This is a genomic window from Alkalicoccobacillus porphyridii (assembly GCF_007293315.1).
Lineage (GTDB): Bacteria > Bacillota > Bacilli > Bacillales > Bacillaceae_D > Alkalicoccobacillus > Alkalicoccobacillus porphyridii.
In genome coordinates this window covers 262,412-285,530 of record NZ_VLXZ01000001.1, presented here as the reverse complement: position 1 = coordinate 285,530, position 23,119 = coordinate 262,412, and the positions used below count along the sequence as shown (strand labels likewise).

25 protein-coding genes and 1 riboswitch are annotated in these 23,119 nt (G+C 43.2%); of the genes, 20 read left to right on the top strand and 5 right to left on the bottom strand.

Going from position 1 to position 23,119, the window contains the following annotated elements:
• Positions 1–193: 193 nt before the first annotated feature.
• The 9 genes from FN960_RS01365 (at position 194) to FN960_RS01325 (ending at position 9,108) form a co-directional block, all read left to right on the top strand.
• Positions 194–1,033, top strand: coding sequence for a DUF72 domain-containing protein (locus tag FN960_RS01365; RefSeq protein WP_143846574.1), 840 nt, complete (start codon positions 194–196; stop codon positions 1,031–1,033).
• 27 nt (positions 1,034–1,060) lie between these two features.
• Positions 1,061–1,882, top strand: coding sequence for a sulfite exporter TauE/SafE family protein (locus FN960_RS01360; protein WP_143846573.1), 822 nt, complete (start codon positions 1,061–1,063; stop codon positions 1,880–1,882).
• 34 nt (positions 1,883–1,916) lie between these two features.
• On the top strand, positions 1,917–3,281 hold the full coding sequence (locus FN960_RS01355; protein WP_143846572.1) for a bifunctional metallophosphatase/5'-nucleotidase: 1,365 nt from the start codon (positions 1,917–1,919) through the stop codon (positions 3,279–3,281).
• 56 nt (positions 3,282–3,337) lie between these two features.
• Positions 3,338–3,658 (top strand): YunC family protein, encoded by a 321-nt coding sequence (locus FN960_RS01350; protein WP_143846571.1) that lies wholly within the window; start codon positions 3,338–3,340, stop codon positions 3,656–3,658.
• A gap of 216 nt (positions 3,659–3,874) precedes the next feature.
• Positions 3,875–4,360, top strand: a complete 486-nt coding sequence (locus tag FN960_RS01345) for a dihydrofolate reductase (RefSeq protein ID WP_143846570.1) — start codon at positions 3,875–3,877, stop codon at positions 4,358–4,360.
• A 71-nt stretch (positions 4,361–4,431) separates the two neighbouring features.
• Positions 4,432–5,217: a sporulation protein YunB gene (gene yunB / locus FN960_RS01340; protein ID WP_185970861.1), complete on the top strand. Its 786-nt coding sequence runs from the start codon at positions 4,432–4,434 to the stop codon at positions 5,215–5,217.
• A gap of 89 nt (positions 5,218–5,306) precedes the next feature.
• Positions 5,307–5,478, top strand: a riboswitch (Lysine riboswitch).
• Between the two features lie 80 nt (positions 5,479–5,558).
• A complete protein-coding gene (locus FN960_RS01335) occupies positions 5,559–7,166 on the top strand; it encodes a Na+/H+ antiporter NhaC family protein (protein WP_143846568.1) in 1,608 nt (535 codons plus the stop codon).
• Between the two features lie 299 nt (positions 7,167–7,465).
• The gene (locus FN960_RS01330) at positions 7,466–8,989 is read left to right on the top strand and encodes a sodium-dependent transporter (RefSeq protein WP_143846567.1); all 1,524 of its coding nucleotides are present in this window, start codon (positions 7,466–7,468) and stop codon (positions 8,987–8,989) included.
• A complete protein-coding gene (locus FN960_RS01325; RefSeq protein ID WP_143846566.1) occupies positions 8,989–9,108 on the top strand; it encodes a methionine/alanine import family NSS transporter small subunit in 120 nt (39 codons plus the stop codon). Before FN960_RS01330 ends, FN960_RS01325 begins: the two co-directional genes overlap by 1 nt.
• A 506-nt stretch (positions 9,109–9,614) precedes the next feature.
• Here the strand turns inward: FN960_RS01325 and FN960_RS01320 are convergent.
• Complete coding sequence (locus FN960_RS01320; RefSeq protein ID WP_143846565.1) at positions 9,615–10,616, bottom strand: M23 family metallopeptidase; 1,002 nt, start codon at positions 10,614–10,616, stop codon at positions 9,615–9,617.
• A gap of 173 nt (positions 10,617–10,789) precedes the next feature.
• Between FN960_RS01320 and lipA the strand changes: the two genes are divergently transcribed.
• Entirely contained in the window at positions 10,790–11,716 is a 927-nt protein-coding gene (gene lipA / locus FN960_RS01315) for a lipoyl synthase (RefSeq protein WP_143846564.1), read from the top strand.
• 110 nt (positions 11,717–11,826) lie between these two features.
• Positions 11,827–12,168: a YutD family protein gene (locus FN960_RS01310; protein ID WP_143846563.1), complete on the top strand. Its 342-nt coding sequence runs from the start codon at positions 11,827–11,829 to the stop codon at positions 12,166–12,168.
• On the opposite strand, the gene FN960_RS01305 is transcribed toward FN960_RS01310, so the two are convergent.
• Complete coding sequence (locus FN960_RS01305) at positions 12,165–12,419, bottom strand: hypothetical protein (RefSeq protein ID WP_185970859.1); 255 nt, start codon at positions 12,417–12,419, stop codon at positions 12,165–12,167. The two genes, FN960_RS01310 and FN960_RS01305, sit on opposite strands and share 4 nt — an antisense overlap.
• 77 nt (positions 12,420–12,496) lie before the next feature.
• On the opposite strand from FN960_RS01305, the gene FN960_RS01300 reads away from it, so the two are divergent.
• The 3 genes from FN960_RS01300 (at position 12,497) to FN960_RS01290 (ending at position 14,465) form a co-directional block, all read left to right on the top strand.
• Complete coding sequence (locus tag FN960_RS01300; protein ID WP_143846562.1) at positions 12,497–12,946, top strand: DUF86 domain-containing protein; 450 nt, start codon at positions 12,497–12,499, stop codon at positions 12,944–12,946.
• 61 nt (positions 12,947–13,007) lie between these two features.
• Positions 13,008–13,652, top strand: a complete 645-nt coding sequence (locus tag FN960_RS01295) for a helix-turn-helix transcriptional regulator (RefSeq protein WP_143846561.1) — start codon at positions 13,008–13,010, stop codon at positions 13,650–13,652.
• Between the two features lie 54 nt (positions 13,653–13,706).
• Positions 13,707–14,465, top strand: a complete 759-nt coding sequence (locus tag FN960_RS01290) for a TIGR01457 family HAD-type hydrolase (RefSeq protein ID WP_143846560.1) — start codon at positions 13,707–13,709, stop codon at positions 14,463–14,465.
• Here the strand turns inward: FN960_RS01290 and FN960_RS01285 are convergent.
• The gene (locus tag FN960_RS01285; protein ID WP_143846559.1) at positions 14,425–14,964 is read right to left on the bottom strand and encodes a phosphatidylglycerophosphatase A family protein; all 540 of its coding nucleotides are present in this window, start codon (positions 14,962–14,964) and stop codon (positions 14,425–14,427) included. The genes FN960_RS01290 and FN960_RS01285 overlap by 41 nt on opposite strands.
• A gap of 116 nt (positions 14,965–15,080) precedes the next feature.
• On the opposite strand from FN960_RS01285, the gene yutH reads away from it, so the two are divergent.
• The 5 genes from yutH (at position 15,081) to FN960_RS01260 (ending at position 20,362) form a co-directional block, all read left to right on the top strand.
• Positions 15,081–16,115 (top strand): spore coat putative kinase YutH, encoded by a 1,035-nt coding sequence (gene yutH, locus FN960_RS01280; protein ID WP_185970858.1) that lies wholly within the window; start codon positions 15,081–15,083, stop codon positions 16,113–16,115.
• 672 nt (positions 16,116–16,787) lie between these two features.
• Positions 16,788–18,083 carry a homoserine dehydrogenase gene (locus FN960_RS01275; RefSeq protein ID WP_143846557.1) on the top strand — a complete coding sequence of 432 codons (1,296 nt, stop codon included), beginning with the start codon at positions 16,788–16,790 and terminating at the stop codon, positions 18,081–18,083.
• 1 nt (position 18,084) lies between these two features.
• Positions 18,085–19,149 (top strand): threonine synthase, encoded by a 1,065-nt coding sequence (thrC, locus tag FN960_RS01270; protein ID WP_143846556.1) that lies wholly within the window; start codon positions 18,085–18,087, stop codon positions 19,147–19,149.
• Positions 19,149–20,060, top strand: coding sequence for a homoserine kinase (gene thrB, locus FN960_RS01265; protein ID WP_143846555.1), 912 nt, complete (start codon positions 19,149–19,151; stop codon positions 20,058–20,060). The genes thrC and thrB overlap by 1 nt, the downstream gene beginning before the upstream one ends.
• A gap of 71 nt (positions 20,061–20,131) precedes the next feature.
• On the top strand, positions 20,132–20,362 hold the full coding sequence (locus FN960_RS01260; protein ID WP_143846554.1) for a transcriptional regulator SplA domain-containing protein: 231 nt from the start codon (positions 20,132–20,134) through the stop codon (positions 20,360–20,362).
• Between the two features lie 40 nt (positions 20,363–20,402).
• On the opposite strand, the gene FN960_RS01255 is transcribed toward FN960_RS01260, so the two are convergent.
• Positions 20,403–20,642, bottom strand: a complete 240-nt coding sequence (locus FN960_RS01255; protein ID WP_143846553.1) for a NifU family protein — start codon at positions 20,640–20,642, stop codon at positions 20,403–20,405.
• Positions 20,643–20,833: 191 nt separating this feature from the next.
• Here FN960_RS01255 and FN960_RS01250 point away from each other — a divergent pair, with 191 nt between their 5' ends.
• Positions 20,834–21,136, top strand: a complete 303-nt coding sequence (locus tag FN960_RS01250; protein WP_143846960.1) for a YuzD family protein — start codon at positions 20,834–20,836, stop codon at positions 21,134–21,136.
• A 589-nt stretch (positions 21,137–21,725) separates the two neighbouring features.
• Here the strand turns inward: FN960_RS01250 and FN960_RS01245 are convergent.
• Positions 21,726–22,793: an NAD(P)/FAD-dependent oxidoreductase gene (locus FN960_RS01245; protein ID WP_438799590.1), complete on the bottom strand. Its 1,068-nt coding sequence runs from the start codon at positions 22,791–22,793 to the stop codon at positions 21,726–21,728.
• Positions 22,794–23,119 lie beyond the last annotated feature (326 nt).

Genomic DNA, 23,119 nt, shown 5'->3' with positions numbered 1-23,119 from the left:
GGTAAGTCCCCCTCATTTCGGGAGCGGAAGCCAGGAGCCCGCATTGAGTATTTAGAGTCTTGCTCCCCCACCCAAACCATAATATGATAAACTTAAATACAAACAGAAGCTCTTAAGGCATGTCAGTTACAAAAGCGAGTCCACGCGGATTCGCTTTTCGTTTATCTATATATAGCACAAAGGAGTTACGCGTATGATCTACATTGGGTTAACGGGCTGGGGCGATCATGATTCGCTCTATGAAGGTACACCAGCCTCTGAGAAGCTCATCACCTATGCGGGGTACTTTCCGATTGTTGAGCTGGATTCTTCCTTTTATGCAGTTCAACCGGAGCGAACGATGACAAAATGGGCAACTGAAACGCCAGACTCTTTTTCATTTATTGTCAAAGCTTATCAAGGCATGACGGGCCATATTTCAGACTTTGGCCCTTTTGAGGATCGCGAGGCGATGTTTCAAGCTTTTATTAGCTCTCTTCAGCCGCTGGGTTCAAAGCTTGCGATGGTGCTCTGTCAGTTTCCACCTTGGTTTGATTGTCGTAAGGAGAATGTTCTTTGGGTACGCTATGTGAAGGAGAAGCTGCGTGATTTTCCGGTTGCTTTGGAGTTCCGTAATCAAAGCTGGTTCCGCGCGGACATGCGTGAGCGTACGCTTGAATTTATGGAGCAGGAGGGTTGGATTCATTCGATCTGTGATGAACCGCAGGCAGGGAATGGCTCCATTCCAACGGTGCTTCATCCAACGCACCCAGACAAAACCTTGGTTCGGTTACACGGGCGGAATGTCTATGGCTGGAATGATACAAAGGATGGCAAATGGCGTGAGGTTCGCTATCTTTATCGGTATAATAAAGAGGAACTGGAAGAATGGCGTCAATATGTATTAGAATTAGAGAAACAAAGTAAAGATATCTATGTTGTGTTTAATAATAATTCTGGTGGAGATGCCGCGGATAATGCGAAGCAGTTTATTGAAGCGTTAGGAATTTCGTATCAAGGCTTAGCACCGCGTCAGCTGGATTTGTTTGATTGATCTGAATGTAGAAGAAGGGTTGTCAGCATGAGTTGGTTATTGCTAGTAATTGTAGGTTTGGTAGCGGGTACGCTCGGCAGTTTAATGGGACTTGGGGGAGGCATCATCGTTGTCCCTTCCTTGCTTTTGTTAGATGGTGTGCTGCCTATTTTGCAAAATGTTACGCCTCAGGTGGCTGCAGGTACGTCCTTATTAATTATGATTTTTACAGGTATTTCTTCGACGATTGCCTATGCAAAGCAAAAGACGATTGATTTTAAAAGTGGGGCGATCTTCTCTATTGGCATCGTTCCAGGGGCAATTTGTGGTGTGGTCATCAACCGAGCCGTAAACACCGATGATTTTCTAATGTATTTTGGCTTTTTTATGTTAGTGGTTGCTTTCACTTTTTTTATTCGAAAGTATTTAAAGCCGATGCCATTACGTCCAAAAGGTTACAAACGAACGGTGCTTGATCGAGAAGGCAATGAATTTACATATGGCTATCAGCCGGTATTTGCCGTAGTCCTTAGTTTCTTTGTTGGGATTATTTCAAGCTTGTTTGGTGTTGGTGGGGGAGCCCTAATGGTTCCATTTATGATTATTCTCTTTGGGTTCCCAGCTCATGTGGCTGTGGCAACATCGATGTTTGTTATATTAGTATCCGCCTTTATTGGTTCGATTTCGCACATGGCAGCAGGACATGTGAACTGGTTATATGCATTAGCGCTTGTTCCTGGAGCATGGTTTGGTGGGCAGCTGGGCGCAGCAATTAACCGGCGAATCTCGAGTGATCGATTGATATTTATTCTGCGAATTTTTATGGTGTTAATCGCAATTCGCCTCATTTTTCAAGGGATAAATGGGTAAAGAGAGAAAGAAAGACATAGAGGGGGATCACGTAATGGGACAAAAGCATCTCACTCTTTTCCATACGAATGATATTCACAGTGATTTCCGGCAATGGCCGGGAATTGTTCGATATGTAAAGGAACATCGCACGAAGGACACGTTGTTTTTAGAGTTAGGTGATCATGCCGATCGCAGTCACCCCATTACAGAAGCAACGGAGGGGAAGGCAAATATTGCCCTGTTAAATATTGCAGGAGTCGATTACGCAACGATTGGAAATAACGAAGGTGTCACATTTTCTAAGGAGCAGTTGGATGAGCTCTACCCGGAAGCAACATTCCCAATTTTACTTGCAAACTTATTAGATGAAGAGGGCCAGCAAACCACGTGGTCAAGCCCCTCTACCATAAGAACAATGGATAATGGGGTGAAGGTTGGACTGTTTGGTGTAACGGCGCCGCTTTCGCACTTCTATGAGAAATTAGGCTGGACGGTCCTTGACCTAGATACGTGTATCCAAAAGCATGTAGACGAATTAAGGCCACAGGTAGATGTGCTGATCCTATTATCTCATCTGGGCATGTTTAAGGATGAGAAGATTGCTAAAGAGGTTAAAGGCATTGATGTCATTGTTGGTGCTCATACTCATCACGTGCTTTTGCAAGGCGAGCGGATAAATAAGACATTGATTGTGCAGGCCGGAAAGCACGGCCACTTTCTCGGGGAGGTTACATTAACGTTAACGGAAGAAAATCAGCTCCTAAGCACAGCGGCCGTTTTACATGAAACAAAAGACCTGCCTGCCGATCCAGCTTCAAAAGAGTATTTAGAAAAAGCTAAACATGAAGCGGATCATATTTTAGAAAAACCCATGGCTGTTTTGCCTGAAACATTACCGGTTGATTGGTATAAAGAAACGACGGCCACCCGGCTCCTCTGTGATGGAGTGACGGAATGGTGCGGAGAGTCAATTGGGATGCTAAATGCTGGTGTTCTTCTTAGTGATTTACCAAAAGGGCAACTCACAAGAGGAGAAATTCATAGAATTTGTCCGCACCCTATTAACCCGTGCATCATTCGTGTAACGGGGGAAGAGCTACGTGTAACCGTTGAACGAGCCGCAAGCTTTGACTTAATCAACCTTGAGCTTAAGGGCTTTGGCTTCCGAGGACAAGTACTTGGAAAAATGATCTTTACAGGCATTGAAGTTGAATACGATCCAGAAAATGAAGAGCGGGTCACAGCGATTTCTGCCCTGGGTCAGCCTCTGGATCTAGAAGCTGAATATAAACTAGCTACACTTGATATGTACACATTTGGATTTTTGTATCCTGAATTAACTGACGCTGAAGATAAAACATATCTCATGCCAGAATTCTTGCGCGACATCCTCGCGTGGAAGCTGAATCAGCTATAAATGTAGGAACACACCTACCCGCGTATCCATAGGATGAAGGGAAAGGGGTGTTCTGCATGATTGAAGTTCAGCCAATTACCATTAAAGGTGTAGGATTTACTGCAATTACAGTGAAGCTGCCAAAGACAAACTTTATGGCGGTTACCGGCAGTGATGGGTATATTATGTGTGGGGCATTAGATGTTGGCTTATTAAACGAAAAGCTTAAAGAACGAGGCATCCTCGCCGGACGTGCAGTAGGTGTCCGCACCATCGAACAACTCCTAGATGCCCCACTCGAATCCGTCACCCACGCCGCCGAAGAACTAGGCGTAATCAAAGGCACCATCGGACGAGACGCCATGCTCTTGTTACACGGAATGAAAGACAATCAGTAGGCTTTTGTTTTTCATCATTATAAAAGTTGATTCTGTTAACTAGCGGACAAAATAGGAGGGCCGACACCTGCGGGATGAACAGGTTCATTGAGATAAGATGGCAGAGCCAGATTAGCTCAATACCTGCCCGCGGTAAGCATGCCCCAAAATACGGGAGCGAAAGCGAAGAGCCAAGATTTCCGGACAAGTCATACTACATATCTTAGGAGGAACACAATGATCTCATTTATTTTCGCAATGGACGAAGAAAGAGCAATTGGCAAAAACAACGACCTGCCTTGGCATCTGCCAGCTGATTTTCAATTTTTTAAAGACACAACCAAACACCACACCATTATCATGGGGCGCAAAACCTTTGATTCACTCGATAAAAAAGCCTTGCCTCACCGCAGAAACATCATCGTTACACGGAACGAAGGATACGAAGCAAACGGATGCGAGGTTGTACATACAGTAGAAGAAGCAGAATCCTTACTCGATCCAGGTGAAGAGAACTTTGTCATCGGCGGAACCGAGCTATTCAAACTATTTATGGACAAAGCAGATCGAATGTATGTGACACGTATTGAAGGTGTATTTGGCGGAGATACCTTTTTCCCTGAGGTACCAGAAGAAGATTGGGAGCTAGTATCCAGTCGCGAAGGCGTTGTAGATGAAAAGAATAAACACAAGCATACATATGAGGTGTATGACCGCGTCTAAGGTTGTTCAAAGATAAAAGGTCAAATCCCCCTTCTCCCTGCATAGAGATGATACAGGAGGGGGAATTTGGCATGCTCAATAGACGTCCGATTAGACGAAAAAAGCAAAAAGGACCGTTGCCTTTTCGGTATGTCCTGCTGCTATCCACACTCATTTTTACACTAATGACCTATCAGGGAATCTGGCTCATTGATCAGAAAATACGCCCCGTGTTAACTCAAATTGCCAAAATGGAACTAAAAAATATCGCCACTCATTCCATTGAGGGAGCGTTAACCAATACATTAGGCCAAATCATTGATATGGATGAGCTGCTAGTTGTAGAAAAGGATGATACCGGTTATGTAACGATGCTTAATTTTGATGCGGGGGAATATAACCGGATCTTGGGAGAGACCTTAGCAGAGGTACACGACCAATTAGAATTGTTAAAAGCAGGACATTTAAATCGCGAGGGAGAAAAAGTAGTAGAGGGTGAGAGTGCTATTCTATATGAAATTCCCATCGGTCGTGCGTTAAATAATTCATTACTCGCTGATCTTGGTCCAACGATCCCCGTGCGTTTTCAGACTATTAGTCATGTAAAGGTGAATATGAGTGATAAAGTAGAACGAGTGAACATCAACAGTACGCGAATATCCGCCTATATTGATATAGATATTGATGTTGAAGTAATTATCCCTTTTGCTGTCACAACTGATACTATTAGCGTTAGCTTACCAGTTGGGTTCTCCGTCATTACCGGGCCCGTGCCAAACTACTATATGGAGGGCGGTGGCGGAGCTATTATGCCTGCACCTGTCGTCATTCCAGAGCAGCTAGAGGAAAATGAAGAATTGGAAGAATCCTCTCCATAGAATTTTACACAATCCTATTGATCTTACGATTGTTTCTGTGATAGGATTGACAGGTTGACTTACAAATTTAATAGGAAAAGCCTCATTTTACATGAGGTAGAGGCGCGAACCTTATCAGTATGTTATTTGAGCGGCAGCTATGAGAATAATTGAAAGGAAGCTTCGCCGAAATGATATCTTATGCAACAGGATATCATTGGGTCAGTGTTGAATAAATACTGGACTGTCACAGCCATTTGGTTGTGGAGGACTATCATGAATGTTTTGGTGCTTTTGCTTTTAGACCATCATGGATAGCCATGGTGGTTTTTATTTTTTCTAATAGAAAGGAACATTTTTTTATGGATATTTATTCAATTATTCCTCCGCTTCTTGCCCTTATTTTGGTTATTCTAACTCGTAGGGTTTTACTTTCATTAGGAGTCAGCATTATTGTTGGGGCATTAATGCTATATGACTTTTCAGTGCCAAAAGCAGGTGTAGAACTGCTTCATATTCTTAGCTCTTTATTTTTTAGCTATGATGTAGCTGAGCCAGTCACCGTGGGCGGCATATTCTCTGGAATTGCTGACAGTGGCTTTGCCATCAATGACTGGGAGTTCTTTATTCTATTGTTCCTTATTTTCCTAGGGATGGTTGCTTCATTTATTTCATTCTCTGGTGGGAGTACGGCTTTTGGAGAATGGGCGGTTAAACGAATCAAAACACGCAGAGGCGCTCAGCTTCTTCCGATTGTTTTAGGTTTTATCATTTTTATTGATGATTATTTTAATAGCTTAACCGTTGGGAACGTCAGTAGACCGGTTACGGATCGACATCGGATCTCGCGTGCAAAGCTCGCTTATTATGTGGATTCAACGGCTGCGCCAATCTGTGTCATTGCTCCATTATCAAGCTGGGGCGCGTATATCATTACATTTATAGCTGAGATTTTTGAAAATAATCAGGTGACCGAGTATGGTGCCTTCCAAGCGTTCCTGATGATGATTCCTATGAACCTTTATGCCATTACTGCATTATCTATGGTATTTATCGTTGCTTTGTATAAGTTTGACTTTGGTTTAATGAAAAAGCATGAGGATCTAGCAGTACGCGAGGGTGTCCTTTATGATCTTGAAAAAGGTGAACCAGAAGGCTCTGCTGAAACAGGCGCCGGGGAACAAAAGGGTAAGATCAGCTATTTAATTGCGCCGATTCTTGCACTTGTTGTAGTTACTGTTGGATTAATGATAAGTACGGGAATATCAGGAGCTCAGGCTGATGGTGTAGCTGTTACGACCATGTCTATTCTTGAATATACAGACATCGCTCGAGCGTTACTTTATGGTTCAATTGTTGGAATGCTCACCGCTCTAATCTGTACAGTTTTGACAAAACCAGTAGCAAAGGACGTCTGGACCGTTTCCCTTGCTGGTGTGAAGTCCATGATGCCTGCCGTTTTAATATTGATCCTTGCTTGGACGATTAGTTCGATTATTGGTGATCTTGGAACAGGGGCTTACCTGGCTTCGTTAGTAGAAGGCGGCATACCACCATATCTACTACCAGTTATGCTATTTGTGATCGCCGGTATCTCAGCTGTTTCAACAGGAACATCTTGGGGCACCTTCGCCATTCTGTTACCGATTGCCGGTGACATGGGCGCAAATGTAGACAGCACATTATTATTACCAATGCTTGCGGCCGTTCTCGCCGGATCCATTTTTGGGGATCACGTATCACCGATCTCTGATACAACGATTCTCTCAGCTGCTGGATCAGGAAGCCATCACATTGACCATGTTATGACACAGCTTCCATACGCACTACTTGCCGCCGCAGCGGCTCTAGTCGGCTACATTGTTCTTCCTTTTGCAGGAACGATTGTAGCAGTGATTGTATCGATTGCTCTCCTGCTCATCGCAGCATGGATTATAAAAAGATTACAAGCTAGAAAAACGTCAGAATAATATACGCAAGTTAGCTTGTCGATAAGCTCTCATTCGGGAGAGTATCGACAAGCTTTTTTTGTTTTCAAAGAGTTAGGGTGTAGAGATTGGTACTCTGCGAGGAGAACCTCTCTATATTCTTTTTTCAAAATGGATAGAACTAACTTTGACATTCTTTAAATGACAAGCCTATAATGTATAATTGACAATAATGTGCAGGGAAGTCATTGAATTTTCTGAGTTATTATCCAATTAAATTATCTGATCATTTTGACTAAGTGGTCGAATATTGTCGAGAGAGTCGAAGGGAGTTAGAGAGAATGGCAGAAAGAGAACAATGGGGATCAAGAGCGGGCTTTGTACTCGCAGCAATTGGTTCTGCGGTAGGACTAGGTAATATCTGGAGGTTTCCTTATGTAGCGTATGACAATGGGGGAGGGGCTTTCCTCATTCCTTATTTATTTGCGCTACTGACAGCGGGGATTCCGATCCTAATCATGGAATTTACAATGGGGCAACGATTCCGTGGATCGTCACCTCTAACCTATGCACGAATTAATAAAAAAGCAGAATGGATGGGCTGGTGGCAGGTTGGGATAGCCTTCGTCATTTCCACTTACTACTCAGTAATTATTGCTTGGGCGATATCTTATACTTATTTTTCATTTAGTTTAAGCTGGGGTGATGACCCTGGAACATTTTTAATGACGGAATTTTTACAAGCAACAGAAACTACAGGAACTTTAGGCTCACTTGTGCCAGGTGTACTACTCCCATTACTACTGGTGTGGGTTGTTACTTTGGGCATTCTTTTTAAAGGGGTCAAAAAAGGAATTGAGTTAGCAAACCGTGTTCTTATTCCTGCCTTAATTTTCATGTTCTTATGTATTGTTGTTCGTGCACTTACACTCGAAGGTGCTGCACTAGGATTAGATGCGTTCTTTAAACCGGAGTGGTCAGGTTTGTTGGATTCAACTGTTTGGGTGGCGGCTTATGGCCATATTTTCTTTAGTTTATCAGTAGCATTTGCGATTATGATTACTTATTCGAGCTACTTACCTAAAAAGGCTGATATTAATAATAATGCTTTTATCACTGCATTTAGTAATTCTGGATTTGAGATTCTTGCCGGTATAGGTGTATTTGCGGTATTAGGTTTTATGGCTGTTCAAAGTGGCTTAGGTATTGATGAGGTAGCAGATGGCGGAGTTGGTCTTGCCTTTGTGGTGTTCCCGCAGATTATTAATACATTCCCAGGTTTCAATGAATTCTTCGGTGTACTGTTCTTTGGATGTTTAGTACTTGCAGGGATTACGTCGCTTATCTCTATTGTTGAAACATACGTGGCGGGTATCCAAGATAAGTTTAATGTATCTCGTACAAAAGCAGTAATGGTCGGGGGCGGGCTATCAGCATTGATCTCGCTTCTATATGCTACACAAAACGGTGTTAATGTCCTTGACGCGGTTGACTACTTTATTAACAACTTCGGTATCGCTGTTTCAGGTCTAGTTACGGTTGTCGCTATGGGCTGGGTTCTTAAAAAGCTCCCTGAAATCAAGGATCATACGAACCAGGTTTCTGATTTCCGTATCGGTAGCTGGTGGACCTTCTGCCTGATGGTTGTAACACCTGTTATTCTTGGAATTATGTTTGTTCAAAATCTCTATACAAACCTAACATCAAATTATGAGGATCTGCCAACAGGTTTTCTAATTACGTTTGGTTGGAGTGTAGCCGTACTCGCTGTTGTATTCGGATTTGTAGTGACAGCATTTAAATGGCAAACGGGTAAAAATAAGCTTACCGTTGAGCAGGTTCAGCGAGAAGGGAACGATGACTAATGAGTACAAGTGCCATTGTCATGCTGATCTTTAGCACCACCCTTATCTGGGGCGGGCTAGTATTCAGCATAGTAAACGCTAAAAAAGCAACAAAACGACGTGAGGCAGAAAATAAATAAAAAGAAAAAAAGGATAAAATGGACATCGTCCGTTTTATCCTTTTTTTGAGGGTTGGGTAGGATCCTTAGTATGTGATGAGGGACGCCGCATGTCGCTAGAGGAGCCCGCATGTGGATAGAGAGCCGCCGCATGTCGCTAGAGGAGCCCGCATGCTGATAGAGAGCCGCCGCATGTCGATAAAAGAGCCCACATGTCGATAGAAGGACGCCGCATGTCGCTAGAGGAGCCCGCATGTGGGTAGAGAGCCGCCGCATGTCGATAGAAGAGCCCGCATGCCGATAGAGAGTCGCCGCATGTCGATAGAAGAGCCCGCATGTCGATAGAGGGACGCCGCATGTCGCTAGAGGAGCCCGCATGCCGATAGAGGGACGCCGTATGTCGATAGAAGAGCCCGCATGCCGATAGAGAGCCGCCGCATGTCAATTGAGCCCCACCGCATGCCGCAAGAGCATCCCGCATGCCAATTAACCGCCACCGCATCTCGCAAGAAAACCTCCCCCTTGCTCTACTTCTTCCGGTCCTTATAAGCTTGTCTTTCCCAGCTCTTCAGCAATGGATAAGGATCAAACGACCATTCGGTGACGCCGTTATCACGGTACATTCCATAGTGGAGGTGGGGAGGGAACTTGCCTTGTGTACCTGGTTTTCCGTAGCCGGAGCTGCCGCAATATCCAATGATTTGACCGGGCTTGACGACGTCTCCTTTTTCAAGGCCTTTTTCAAAGCCGCTTAGATGAGCATAGTAGTGATAAATGTTATCGAGGTCTCGGATACCCACACGCCAGCCCCCGTAATTGTTCCAGCCGATAAGTTCAACGGTTCCATAGGAAGTGGATTGGATGGGTACGCCATAGCCGGCAAATAGATCCGTCCCTTCATGCATTCGTCTGCCGCCCCATCCTCTTTTTGCTCCCCACGTGCTGCGGTAGCTATAAGTAGCGTGGAGTGGCATCACAAAGCTATGATCATGTAAGTCGAGTCTGCCAAATGTTTTGTAAGCTCTTGCGTGAGATTGAATGATGGAAACAGATTGTTCGCGTTTGTAATATTCCCATAGAGCGATCCGCATGTCTTCTTCTTTAAAACCGTATTTTTCAAGGAAGTGCGCATAAGAGTACAGAATATCGGCATCGTTAAATCGATCGGCTTTCCCGTCGCCGTCACCGTCCATTCCAAGTCCCCCGAACATAGCTATCGACAGTGGATCTGTATCCTCTAGCTCTGGATTTAATGGACCAGCCCACTGTGAAGGTGAGTAGAAAATAGAAATAAGGCCCTGTGCTTCATCTCGATCACGTAAGGCTTTACGTAATCCCCGTTCATAGGTATCAACAGCGGCTAAATAATACCATGGCACGTTTGTTAGGGCTTCGGTATTTTTGTATAAAGTGAATCGATCTTCATAGGTTGTATCCGTTTGCTCGGCAGCCGTCCCTGTTTGAGGAAGGAGCAGTCCAAGGCAGGTAAATACAATTACTGATACATGCAAAATTCGTGAGCGAGACATGGTGTATCTGCTCCTTTCAAACAATATGATTTGTTGATAGTGTGAACCAATCCCTTGAAAAAATTGCAGAGAAACTTTGGGAATTCTATACAAAGTGGTGATTTGTCTAAATGGCTGCAAACATGATAAAGTAGAATAAGGATAAAACTAGATATGAATAGTAAGGATGGTGGATGGAGTTGGCAAAAAAAGAGGACCACATACGTAAACCAGAGTGGCTCAAAATTAAATTAAATACAAATGAATCTTATACCGGCCTTAAAAAAATGATGCGCGAAAAAAAACTACATACCGTCTGTGAGGAAGCAAGATGTCCGAATATTCATGAATGCTGGGCTGTAAGAAAAACAGCAACATTTATGATTTTAGGTGATATCTGTACAAGAGCCTGTCGTTTCTGTGCTGTAAAGACGGGTCTACCGACAGAGCTTGATTTAGAGGAACCAGAACGCGTAGCAGATTCAGTTAGTGACATGGGTTTAAAGCATGTTGTGATTACGGCTGTTGCTCGTGATGATTTAAAGGATGGCGGTGCAGCCGTATTTGCAGAAACAGTGAAGGCCATTCGCCGCAAGAATCCGTTTTGCACGATTGAGGTGCTTCCTTCCGACATGCTTGGAAATGAGGAGAGCTTACGAACACTTATGGATGCGCGACCAAATATTATGAACCATAATATTGAAACGGTACGCCGCTTATCTCCAAGAGTTCGAGCTAGAGCAACCTACGAACGTACGCTGGAATTTCTACGTCGAGCTAAAGAGATGCATGAGGATATCCCGACAAAATCAAGCTTAATGATTGGTCTGGGTGAGACGAAGGAAGAAATTATTGAAACGATGGATGATCTGCGTGCTAATAACGTGAATATCATGACAATTGGACAATATTTGCAGCCGACCAAAAAGCATTTAAAGGTACAGAAATATTATCATCCTGATGAATTTGCTGAGCTTAAAGACATTGCGATGAGCAAAGGATTTAGTCACTGTGAAGCTGGCCCACTTGTTCGCTCTTCTTATCATGCGGACGAGCAGGTGAATCAGGCTCAAGTCAATGAAGAAGCCAAAAAGGTACAGAATGAATCCTATGTTAAATAGTTCAGAAACAGATAGCTGATGCAAACGTACAGCTATCTGTTTTTTGTCTGCCTTTCCTGCATCTTAACGCGTATGATACAATGAAAAAAAGAGCATGAGAGGTGTGTGCTATGGTCAATATTCAAGAGCTTCAATTTGAAGTGGTTGAAGATGTAAAAGAAGGCTGGGATGAAGAAGCATTTAAGTCACGTTATAGTGACGTTCTAAATAAATATGACTATATTGTTGGAGATTGGGGTTATAATCAACTTCGATTAAGGGGTTTCTTTGAGGACAAACACAAGAAATCAACCTATGATTCAAAAATTAGCACATTGCCTGATTATCTGTATGAATACTGTAATTTTGGATGTGCCTATTTTGTTGTGAAACGAGTAAAAAAGCGCTCTGAAAAAGGAAAAAATAAACAAAAAAAAGGGCAGGAGAAGCCCTCAATTGAAACGGAAGCTTAAGAGTCGTGCGGAGGATGGTGACCGGGATATTTTCTTGGTGTATGCTGATGCAAGTCTTTATTTACATAATTAAAGGCACTGTAGGTTCGCTGATCCTCTTCCCACTCTGTGCTTTTTCCTTGTACTGGAGTATTGCGTCCGATTGGTGAACCATAAGGACCCTCCGGCGTACCTTCAGGAATTACATACGCATGCATATCTTCCACATTTTTAAAATCTTGATAGGTTGGCTTGTTTTTCTTTTTGGCCAAGCTGTCACCCCCTTATACAGTAAGTTGCCCGATGTGAACGAAAATACCCAAGGCTTATAAGAGAAAGGATAGACAACATGTATTTTGTTGATCGTACGAACATTGAGAATACATTAAATTATATGGAATCCCTGTTCCCACTCGTAAAAAAGCTACAGCAACCCAAGGATCAAGTAGAAGAGCTTGCTTTGGAAAGAGTCTGTTATTTATTCATTGAATCGATTATTGATGTTGGCAATAATATGATTGATGGTTTTATTATGAGAGACCCAGGTAGTTATGCGGATATTGTAGACATTCTAATGGATGAAAAAGTGATTAGCGAAACGGATGGCGAATCACTGAAACAAATTTTGCAAAGCAGAAAAGAGATCATTCAAACCTCTGGTAGCATAAACCACCAGCAATTAGCTCAGTTGCTTCATCATCAATATGAGGCATTGGTTGCTTTTCCCGGAGCGATCAGACATTATCTTACGACTGAATTAGGTCCAGTGTCTGCCTTTCTCCCTGAACAGTCCGAGTAAGCTCAGATATTTTACAAATTGTACATCCATCGCTTACAATAAACGTAAGGTGGTGGACGGAATGGGAGATCAAACAGCTTCAACCCGCCAAACCGTATTAACATTGTTAAAGCGATGGCACGAGCTTACTACAGCGGAGCTTGCGGCTAAGCTCAACATAACTGAAATGGCTGTAAGACGTCATTTAAAAGGATTAGAAGAAGAAGGATTGTTAACTTCGCGTGCAATTAAACAGAATATGGGGCGGCCGGTTCATAAATATTATTTAACAGATCAGGGAAGAGAAAGCTTCCCGCGTAATTATAGTCAGTTATCACTAGGGTTTCTTGATGATTTGCGTGCATTGTACGGAGCTGAATCAGTGAATCAGCTATTTGAGAAGCGTCATGATCGCTTACAGCAAACCTATAAGACACGTGTGAATGGAAGCTTAAAGGAACGTATAGAAGCGTTAGCTACGATTCAAAATGAACAAGGATATATGGTAGAGTGGCATGAAAAGAAAGACGGCTCCTATCAATTTGTTGAGTATAATTGTCCAATTGCTCAGGTGGCACGATCTTATCCAGTAGCTTGTTCCTGTGAAAAGAGACTATTTCAGGAGCTTTTAGGTACCAAGCAGGTGGAACGAAACGCGTGTATGGCGGAAAATGGTGACGCGCACTGTGTATATACCATTCATAAAGAAACACATCATACAAAATAATAAAAATATAAAGCCGTCCAATTAGGGCGGCTTATTTGTGAGAGAGGGATTTCATTGGGTTACAAGGGATATTTACTTGATTTAGATGGAACCATGTATCGAGGAGGACAAGCGATTCCAGAGGCGGTGGAATTCGTGCATGAATTAAAGAGAAGGCAACTGCCGTATTTATTTGTAACGAATAACTCAACAAAAACTCAAGAGGCGGTTGCTGAGCATCTGCAAGGATTTGGTGTGCCCGTAAAACCTCATCAAGTCTTTACTTCAGGAATGGCCGCTTCCTCCTACTTGAGTGAACAAACGCGGGCGTATATTGTGGGAGAATCAGGGTTAAAGCAAGCTTTGAAAAAGGCGGGCCACATAGAAACAGATCAGCAGGTAGATGCAGTGGTGGTGGGGCTTGACCGAGAATTCACTTATGAAAAGCTAAAAAGAGCATCTCTTCTTATCCAGCAAGGCGCACAATTGATTGCTACAAATGGAGATAAAGCCATTCCAAGTGAGGATGGCTTAGTACCTGGGAATGGTTCCATCGTTGCAGCCATAGCCACTGCCTCTCAAACAGAACCACTATTTGTCGGAAAACCTGAGGCAATTATGATGAAACAGGCACTTGCTGTACTTGGCACTGATCCACGGGACACGATTATGGTAGGAGACAATTACCAGACGGATATCTTAGCGGGCATACAGGCAGGCTTAGATACATTGCTTGTTTTTTCTGGGGTTACAACGGCAGCTCAAGTGAACTTGGTAGATATTAAACCAACGTTTACTCATCACTCTTTATCTGAGTGGACTCTGTTTGAGTAAACTGTTTGGCATCGGTACTGTGAGCTAGTCGGCTAGAGGCGGCTGCAGCGATCGCTCCAACAATATCATCAAGAAAAGTATGGCAGGTACCATCCGTTTTATTATTTAATTTCTTTAGGATCCCAGGCTTTAACTTATCGATATAGCCATAGTTCGTAAACCCGATCGATCCATAAATATTGACGATGGAAAGGGCAATGACTTCATCAATGCCATATAAGCTTTCATCTCGAGCGAGTATTTCTTGAAGGGGAGCTTCCAACTGATTTTGTTCGGTTAATATATCCAACTGAATGCCAGTTAGAATTGCGTTTTGAACTTCTCTTTTTGAAACAACTCGCTCCACATTTTCTTTACAGAGCTCAAGCGTTAACTGTGGATGATATTGGACTTGAAGAAAATGAACAAGCTCAGCGATGTGTTCAATTGTTACACCTCTTGCTAGCAACCATTCGCGTGCCTTCGTCTCTAATATTTCACCAGGGTTACTTGGTTTCATAACATCTCTCCTTTTGGCAAAGCAAAGCGGTTAATTCTAGTCTACGATTGATGTACACATTTTATGCGAATGGGTCATAGACTACTTATAAGGAATTGTGCGTGAGGAGGGTGCCTGTGTTTGAGCGGAATATATATGATAGCTATCGGTTATATAGTGAGCGACGGTTTAAAATGAGTGGGTATGAATGCTTTGAAGCAGGGGGGACGGCTTATATATTGTTCCCTAGAGATGAAAGTGCTTCGGATGAACAAGATATTCTTGCCTTTGTCTCGTTTTTAAGAGAGGCGGGAGATTCAACCATACCCGAGTTTGTGCCTACTGTTCATGGGGCGCAGGCGGGATTAATCGAAGGCGTAGAAACGTATCTCTGTAAGCTCCCGCATCCAGAACAGGTAAGGCTGAGGAAATATCCCCAAGACGCGCGCTCAATGGGCGAGGAGTTAGCAGCTTGGCACGAATTTAGCAGACCCATTCAATCAAAGCTAGGCCGTCGAAGCTTAGTCGGTCAATGGGGGAAGATCTGGACGACTCGACTTGAACAGCTTGAAGATTGGTATGAACAATTATATATGCAGGGGCCAAGCACTGTGGTAGACGAGGCTTTTTTGACGACGTACCCCTATTTTATGGGGTTATCTGAAAATGCGATTCAGTATGCCGTCGATACGGACATGGACGGCAATGGGGAGGAGCATTATGCGGGAACTCTATGTCATCGTAGATTCTCCCATGATGCATGGATCCCCCTTTCTTCCTATGGAGGGATCATTAAGCCACCTACATCCTTAATTTATGATCATCCAGCCCGAGACCTAGCTGAATGGTTACGAAGTAGGAGAAGTCATGTCATTGGAGAACGGAGCTGGAGTGATGCCGAAGGGTTTTTACAGGGCTATCAGCGAACCAAAGGCATTTCTAGTGGCTGTAATCGACTCATATTTGCCCGACTCTTGTATCCTGTTCATTACTTTGAAGTCGTTGAGGATTACTATAGATGTCAAATTCCAATGGATCAGCAAAAGCTTGGCCATTCCTTTTTAAAGCTCATAGAGGACGAAAAGACAAATGAGCAATTTTTGTATCAATTTGCTGAAACGAGAAGTATGCCCAATACTCCAACTGGCTTCCCACGGGTTGATTGGTTATGAGTATGGAGTTTGAGATATAGAAGTATGAAGATTATACAAAAACCATAAAATCTGAGCCATGACATATTTGATGTCCTCGTTCGGGTTTTTTATTTTTGGTGGGACTGTGCTAATTGGTTAGGGTTAATTCATTATAAATATTCATACTAAAGCCTAGCTAAAACAAGCAGACGAAAATGGAGGTCACCGAAAAACGATCTTTCTAAGATTGCAAATGTTCTACAATTGTTAAAGTCAAAACATGAGCGGAAGGAGAACCCGTAGACTCCTGCGGAACAGAACGAGTCTGAAGACATTGAAGTGGCGCACTTTCACTTCAAGGGCTGAGGCCGTTCCCGCGGAAAGCGAAGGGTTCTCCTGTAGCGGCGTCATCCAGCTCATTCTTACATGACTTTTTCAGTGGCTTCGGGTAAGTGCCTCTTATTTTAGGAGCGACGGACGAAGAAACAAATCATAAGCCACCCTCTATCAAAAAAACCTCGAGTTCATTTACACATAAACTTGGACACACTCAATGGGTTAGAGTCTTGTGTTAGGAATGACTTTTTGTATAAAAAGTCAGATCTTTATGAAACTTCTGCTAGGTTCTTGTTTTCGATCCGAATCAAGTCTATAATGTCCTTTATATATATACAACTGTATTTTTAAAGAGCATGGATGGGAGTGGAAGATGTGGCAGAGTCAGTGAAGGTAGGATTACTTGGTTTAGGAACAGTGGGAACGGGTGTAGCCTCAATTATCACTCGCCACCAGAAAGAACTGCAGCACCAAATAGGCTGTCCAGTTGAAATAAAAAAGGTTCTCGTACGAAATAAACAGAAGCTACGGGAAAATTCGTTTGAAGATGAGTTGTTAACAGAGGATCCACAAGACGTCTTGTTAGATGATGAGATTGATGTCATTGTAGAGGTCATTGGTGGAGTTGAGCAAACAAAGGAGTGGCTCATCACAGCTCTTAGTCAACAAAAGCATGTCGTTACAGCAAATAAAGACTTAATGGCCATCCATGGAGCTACCTTACTTGAAAAGGCTGCTGAATATGGCTGTGATTTATATTATGAGGCAAGTGTAGCAGGGGGTATCCCGATTCTTCGCAGCTTGTCAGACGGATTATCTGCAGATCGTATTACAAAGATAATGGGCATTGTTAATGGCACCACAAATTACATTCTCACAAAAATGAGTACGTATGGCAGCTCGTACGATGACGTTCTAAAGCAGGCACAAGAACTAGGCTTTGCTGAAAGTGATCCAACGGCTGATGTGGAAGGCCTAGATGCAGCGAGAAAAATGGCCATCCTGGCTACCCTTGGATTCTCTGCTCCTGTTAGTCTTGACGATGTGAAAGTAAAAGGCATTAGTGGAATCTCAGATATTGATTTAGACTATGCTAAACGTTTAGGCTATACGATTAAACTCATTGGAATTGCTGATCGATCAGAAGGGAAAATCGATGTTAGCGTACGTCCGACATTGTTACCTAATGAGCATCCTTTATCATCTGTACACAATGAATATAATGCTGTTTATATTCATGGAGAGGCTGTAGGCGAAACAATGTTTTATGGCCCTGGTGCAGGATCTCTGCCGACAGCAACGGCCGTCGTATCAGATTTAGTAACCGTCATGAAAAATATGAGGTTAGGAATCAACGGGAAGAGTACTCTTGCTCCAATGAATGCAAAGCAATTAAAAGCTAATGATGAAATTCATACGCAATATTTTATTCGTTTACGAGTGATTGATCGTACAGGTATTTTTTCAGCGATCACTTCTTTATTTGCAGAATATGAAGTGAGCTTTGAAAAGCTACTGCAATTACCAGTCGAGGGCGAGGAATTAGCGGAAATTATTATCGTGACACATAAAACAAGCCAGCAAACATTTGAAGAGCTTTTAGAACGGTTAAATCAGGTCGATGTCGTTGAATCGGTTGAGAGTAGTTATTGTGTAGAAGGGGGAAATTAAGATGAGTAGCTGGCAGGGGTTAATTAAGGAATATGGGGAGTATCTACCGGTGTCGAATGAAACGCCAAACTTATCATTATCAGAAGGGAATACTCCACTTGTGCCACTTGAGCGACTCTCAAAAGAGTGGGGAGTAGAGATTCACGTAAAGTATGAAGGTGCAAATCCTACAGGCTCATTCAAGGATAGAGGCATGGTTATGGCTGTAGCCAAGGCAAAGGAAGAAGGAAGTAAGGCCATTATCTGTGCTTCCACAGGTAACACATCAGCCGCTGCCGCCGCATATGGTGCTCGTGCTGGACTTCGTTGTATTGTTGTCATTCCAGAAGGGAAAATTGCAATGGGCAAGCTTGCTCAGGCTGTGATGTACGGAGCTGAAGTCCTTGAAATTAAAGGGAATTTTGACCATGCCTTAGAAATTGTACGAGCAATTAGTGAGGTTGAGCCAATCACTCTTGTAAACTCAGTGAACCCTTATAGAATTGAAGGACAAAAAACCGCTGCGTTTGAGGTGTGTGATGCGCTTGGACAGGCGCCGGATGTTCTATGTATTCCTGTAGGTAACGCCGGTAACATCACAGCCTACTGGAAAGGCTTTAAAGAATACCACGAGGCAAAAGGAACAGGGCTTCCCGAAATGAGAGGCTTTGAAGCAGAGGGGGCAGCAGCAATTGTTCGTAACGAGGTCATTAGTGATCCAGAAACAATTGCTACAGCAATTCGTATTGGGAATCCAGCAAGCTGGGACAAGGCAGTAGCAGCAGCTTCCGAGTCCAATGGGAAAATTGACTTTGTAACAGATGAGGAAATTATTCATGCTTACCAGACGCTCGCCACAAAAGAAGGTGTGTTTGCTGAACCGGCATCGGCCGCGTCGCTCGCAGGATTAAAAAAACAAATTGATTCAGGTGAAATAAAGCAAGGATCAAAGGTTGTTTGCGTCCTAACCGGTAATGGATTAAAGGATCCTGCCACAGCGATTGATAGTGTAGAGGTAAAACCGACTCAGCTGCCTAACGAAAAAGATGGATTTTTAGCTCATTTAAAACAGGGTGTGGCTCTATAATGGAGTCTTTATCATTTCAAATCAAGGTCCCAGGCAGTACTGCAAATCTGGGACCGGGATTTGACTCGATTGGAATGGCTGTGAGTAGATATCTGGAGTTACAGGTGCACACAGCAGATAGATGGTTGTTTTCATCCCACTCAAAAGATTTAGCTGGAATTCGGACAGATGAAAGCAATCTCGTCGCAGAAGTAGCTAAGCATACCGGAAAAGAGTTAGGCATTACGATTCCACCTTGCCATGTAGAGATGACAAGTAACATTCCGTTAGCACGAGGACTGGGCAGTAGCGCCGCGGCCATTGTGGCAGGAATTGAACTTGGCTGCTATTTTTATGAAAAGCCCGTTTCGCCATCATACAAGGTAAGGCTGGCCAGTCTTTGGGAAGGTCACCCCGATAATGTAGCAGCCTCCGTGTATGGTGGAATAGTGATCGGAACACATAGTGATGAGTCTACGCATGTATTACCTATTGAGGCGCCAGAGCTTGATTTAGTATTTCTCATACCAGAGGAAGAAGTAATGACAAAAAAGGCCAGAAGTGTTTTACCTAGTGAGCTCTCTTTTCCTGAAGCGGTGAAAGCCGGAAGTGTCGGGAATGTCCTCACCGCAGCTATTTTAACGGGAAATTGGAAGGTCGCTGGAGAAATGATGGGTAAAGATTTATATCATCAGCCTTATCGTAAGCATTTGATTCCGTTATTAGACAAGGTGTTGTCGTTTGCAGCTGATAAGAAAGAGATCTATGGAGCAGCCTTAAGTGGTGCAGGACCAACCATCCTATGTATCACAAAAAAGGGCAGAGGATCAAGTGTAGCTACTATGATTGGTGAGGCGTTCGAAGGAATGGAGATCGACATTCTGACCCCTGCCAAACAAGGAGTCCAACTCGTGACGAATAGTAATCGTTAAAAATTTTTGGTATACATTTAGCATGACTGCATATACTACGGCTGAATTCAATTAGGCTGGAGGTGGATAAAATGTTAGATGTGAATAGCTTATACGAAGGGCAGTCCGTTTATATTATCTACCGAAATCCTCACACGCCAACTGTGGCAACGATACAGGAAGCAACGATTGCGCGTGATCCGATGGAACCATCAATTTTGTCGTTACTACTTTACGATTATTATCATCCCATTGAAGAAGATGACGCGATCTTTGAATCCTACGAAGCTGCTGAACAAATGTATGATCAATTTATGATGTAAAAAAAAACGCCCGGTCATTTGACCAGGCGTTTTTGCTTTATTAAAATACTTGCTCAAGTTCCTTTACTCCTGGCACTTCCTCAAGAAGAGCACGCTCAATACCAGCTTTTAGCGTAATCGTTGAACTTGGGCATGAACCGCATGCTCCTAGTAGACGAACACGTACAATACCATCCTCTACTCCAACTAGCTCAACATCTCCACCATCACGGAGTAAAAATGGACGAAGCTTTTCCAACACTTCTTGTACTTCTTCTATCATATCAGTACTTGTTTCCATGGTTCAACACTCCTTTCTTATATTCATTATAGTTCCCCAAACAAAAAAAATCCATCATCACGGACGATTTTTTTGAGAAATGTTCTCACAGATTATGAAAAATGGGCATGGAATGCGGGTTCTTTTATTGAATAATACTGATTTTTTAGGTACTCTTCATATAAAAGGGAGTGAGCACATTGGGAATTATAATGACAGTATACGGTGCAGAACAAAAGTGTGCAAGCTGCGTGCATCTGCCAAGTGCCTTAGAAACGAAGGAATGGTTAGAAGCAGCAGTAAATAGAAAATTTCCAGAAGCTAATCTTTCCGTTGTGTACGTCGATATCGAAAAGCCAGTGGGAGAAGAGCAAGAATCATACGCCAAAGCCATTCTAAATGACGAATATTTTTATCCACTTGTTATTTTAAATGGTGAAGTCGTAGCAGAAGGTAATCCAAATCTCAAGTCGATTTCCAAGAAGATTGAAGCCTTAATACCTGAAGCAAAATAATGGAGTACACCAAGAAAGAAGCTCTGCAAAGCAAGAAGAGCGAGTAAATTTTCAAGACTGGAGTAACATACCAAGAAAGAAGCCCAGCATAGTACGAAGAACGAGAGCCGGAGTGGCATACCAAGAAAGAAGCCGAGCATAGCAAGAAGAACGAGCACCAGACCAAGAGCCGGAGTGGCATACCAAGAAAGAAGCCCATCATAGCAAGAAGAACGAGCACCAGACCAAGAGCCAGAGCGCCCTACCAAGAAAGAAGCCCAGCATAGCAAGAAGAACCAGCACCAGACCAAGAGCCAGAGCGACTTACCAAGAAAGAAGCCCAGCATAGCAAGAAGAACGAGCACCAGACCAAGAGCCGGAGTGCCTTACCAAGAAAGAAGCCTAGCATAGCAAGAAGAACGAGCTCCGGACCAAGAGCTGGAGCGCCCTACCAAGAAAGAAGACTAGCATAGCAAGAAGAACCAGCCCCCCACCAAGAGCCAGAGCCGAACACCAAGAGAAGCACCCCACCCCTTACCAAGAAGAACCAGCCCCCCACCAAAAAGAGCTTGCGAGAGATCATCTCTCACAAGCTCTTTAAGCTTATTCATTAACCTGAATGATACTTATACATCCATAACACGCCACTTTTTAGGACGCGAGGTACGCGGCCGAGTAGGGTGCGTTCTCCCATGAGGCCGAAGCCGTGTTTCTTGCCGAGGGATCCGAGTACACCTTTTAGCTTAATGCGCGGAAGCTTTTCAGGGAGCTCTTCCCCTTTCCATTGAGCTTTCAGAATTTGTACGATTTGTTCGGCCTGCCCCTCTGCTAGCTGCGCACTTGGTGCATGAGGCAGGCTGGCACAGTCGCCAACTACAAATACGTCTTCGTTTCCTGGAAGGAAATGCTGAGGAGTTAACTCGATTCGTCCTGATGAATCTTTTGCTACATCTAGATTTCTGACGACTTCCACTGGTTGTATTCCAGCAGTCCAGATTACGGCATCTACATCAATACGTTCGTCATGATTATAGATGGCATCTGGTTCAACTTTGGTTATATTGGACTTGTTAATGATTTCGACACCATGATCTACAAACCAGCCTTGTACATAGGTACTTAATTTACGAGGGAAGGCAGATAGAATGATTTCCCCACGGTCAAAGAGCTTGATTGTTAAATCAGGACGGCTTTCTCTTAATTCACTGGCAAGCTCAACTCCACTTAAGCCAGCACCAACTATAGAAACAACGCCTTCTGGTCGCACATTGTTGAGTGCTTCGTAGGTTTTTCTTGTTGCTTCCATTGATTGAATACCATATGAGAATTCCTTTGCTCCGGTAACGCCATGGTATTTGTCCTCGCACCCAAGTCCGATAATTAGCTTGTTATAATCAATGGTTTCTCCTGATTCTAAGTGAATCAGTTGATTATCTAGCTCAATTGATGTGACGTTGGCATAGGTCACCTTTAAGCGAGGATCCTCTGGAAAAGCCACACGTAGATGGTGATCTGCCGCTGTGCCAGCAGCGAGTGCATAGTATTCTGTTTTTAAGCAGTGGTAAGGTAAACGATCGATTAAAGTAATTTCAATATTATCAGGCAAATCATTCGGCAATAAACGTTGCATTACACGCATTCCGCCGTAGCCTGCGCCTAATATGACTAGTTTTTCCATATGAAATGTACTCCTTTTCGCAATAATGGCTGTTAAGCTTGCTTCGACCAAAGTCATTACGCGATTTAACAGTTGAGACCGTGATGGTTCTTTAGAGTATAGATGAATTCCGTAAGACACATGAGAATGGATAATATGAGACCAAAGCTCTGTATCTGTGTCAGTATTCAATTCCCCATTTGAGGTAGCCGCATCAAGCATGTCTCTCCAATGTGATAGTAGAAGCTGTTCTTCATCCAAAACGTATTTCCAGATTTGTATGGTCAGCATAGGATGCTGATCATATTCATCTAAAATAAAATATAAATAGGAATGAATGCGTTTAG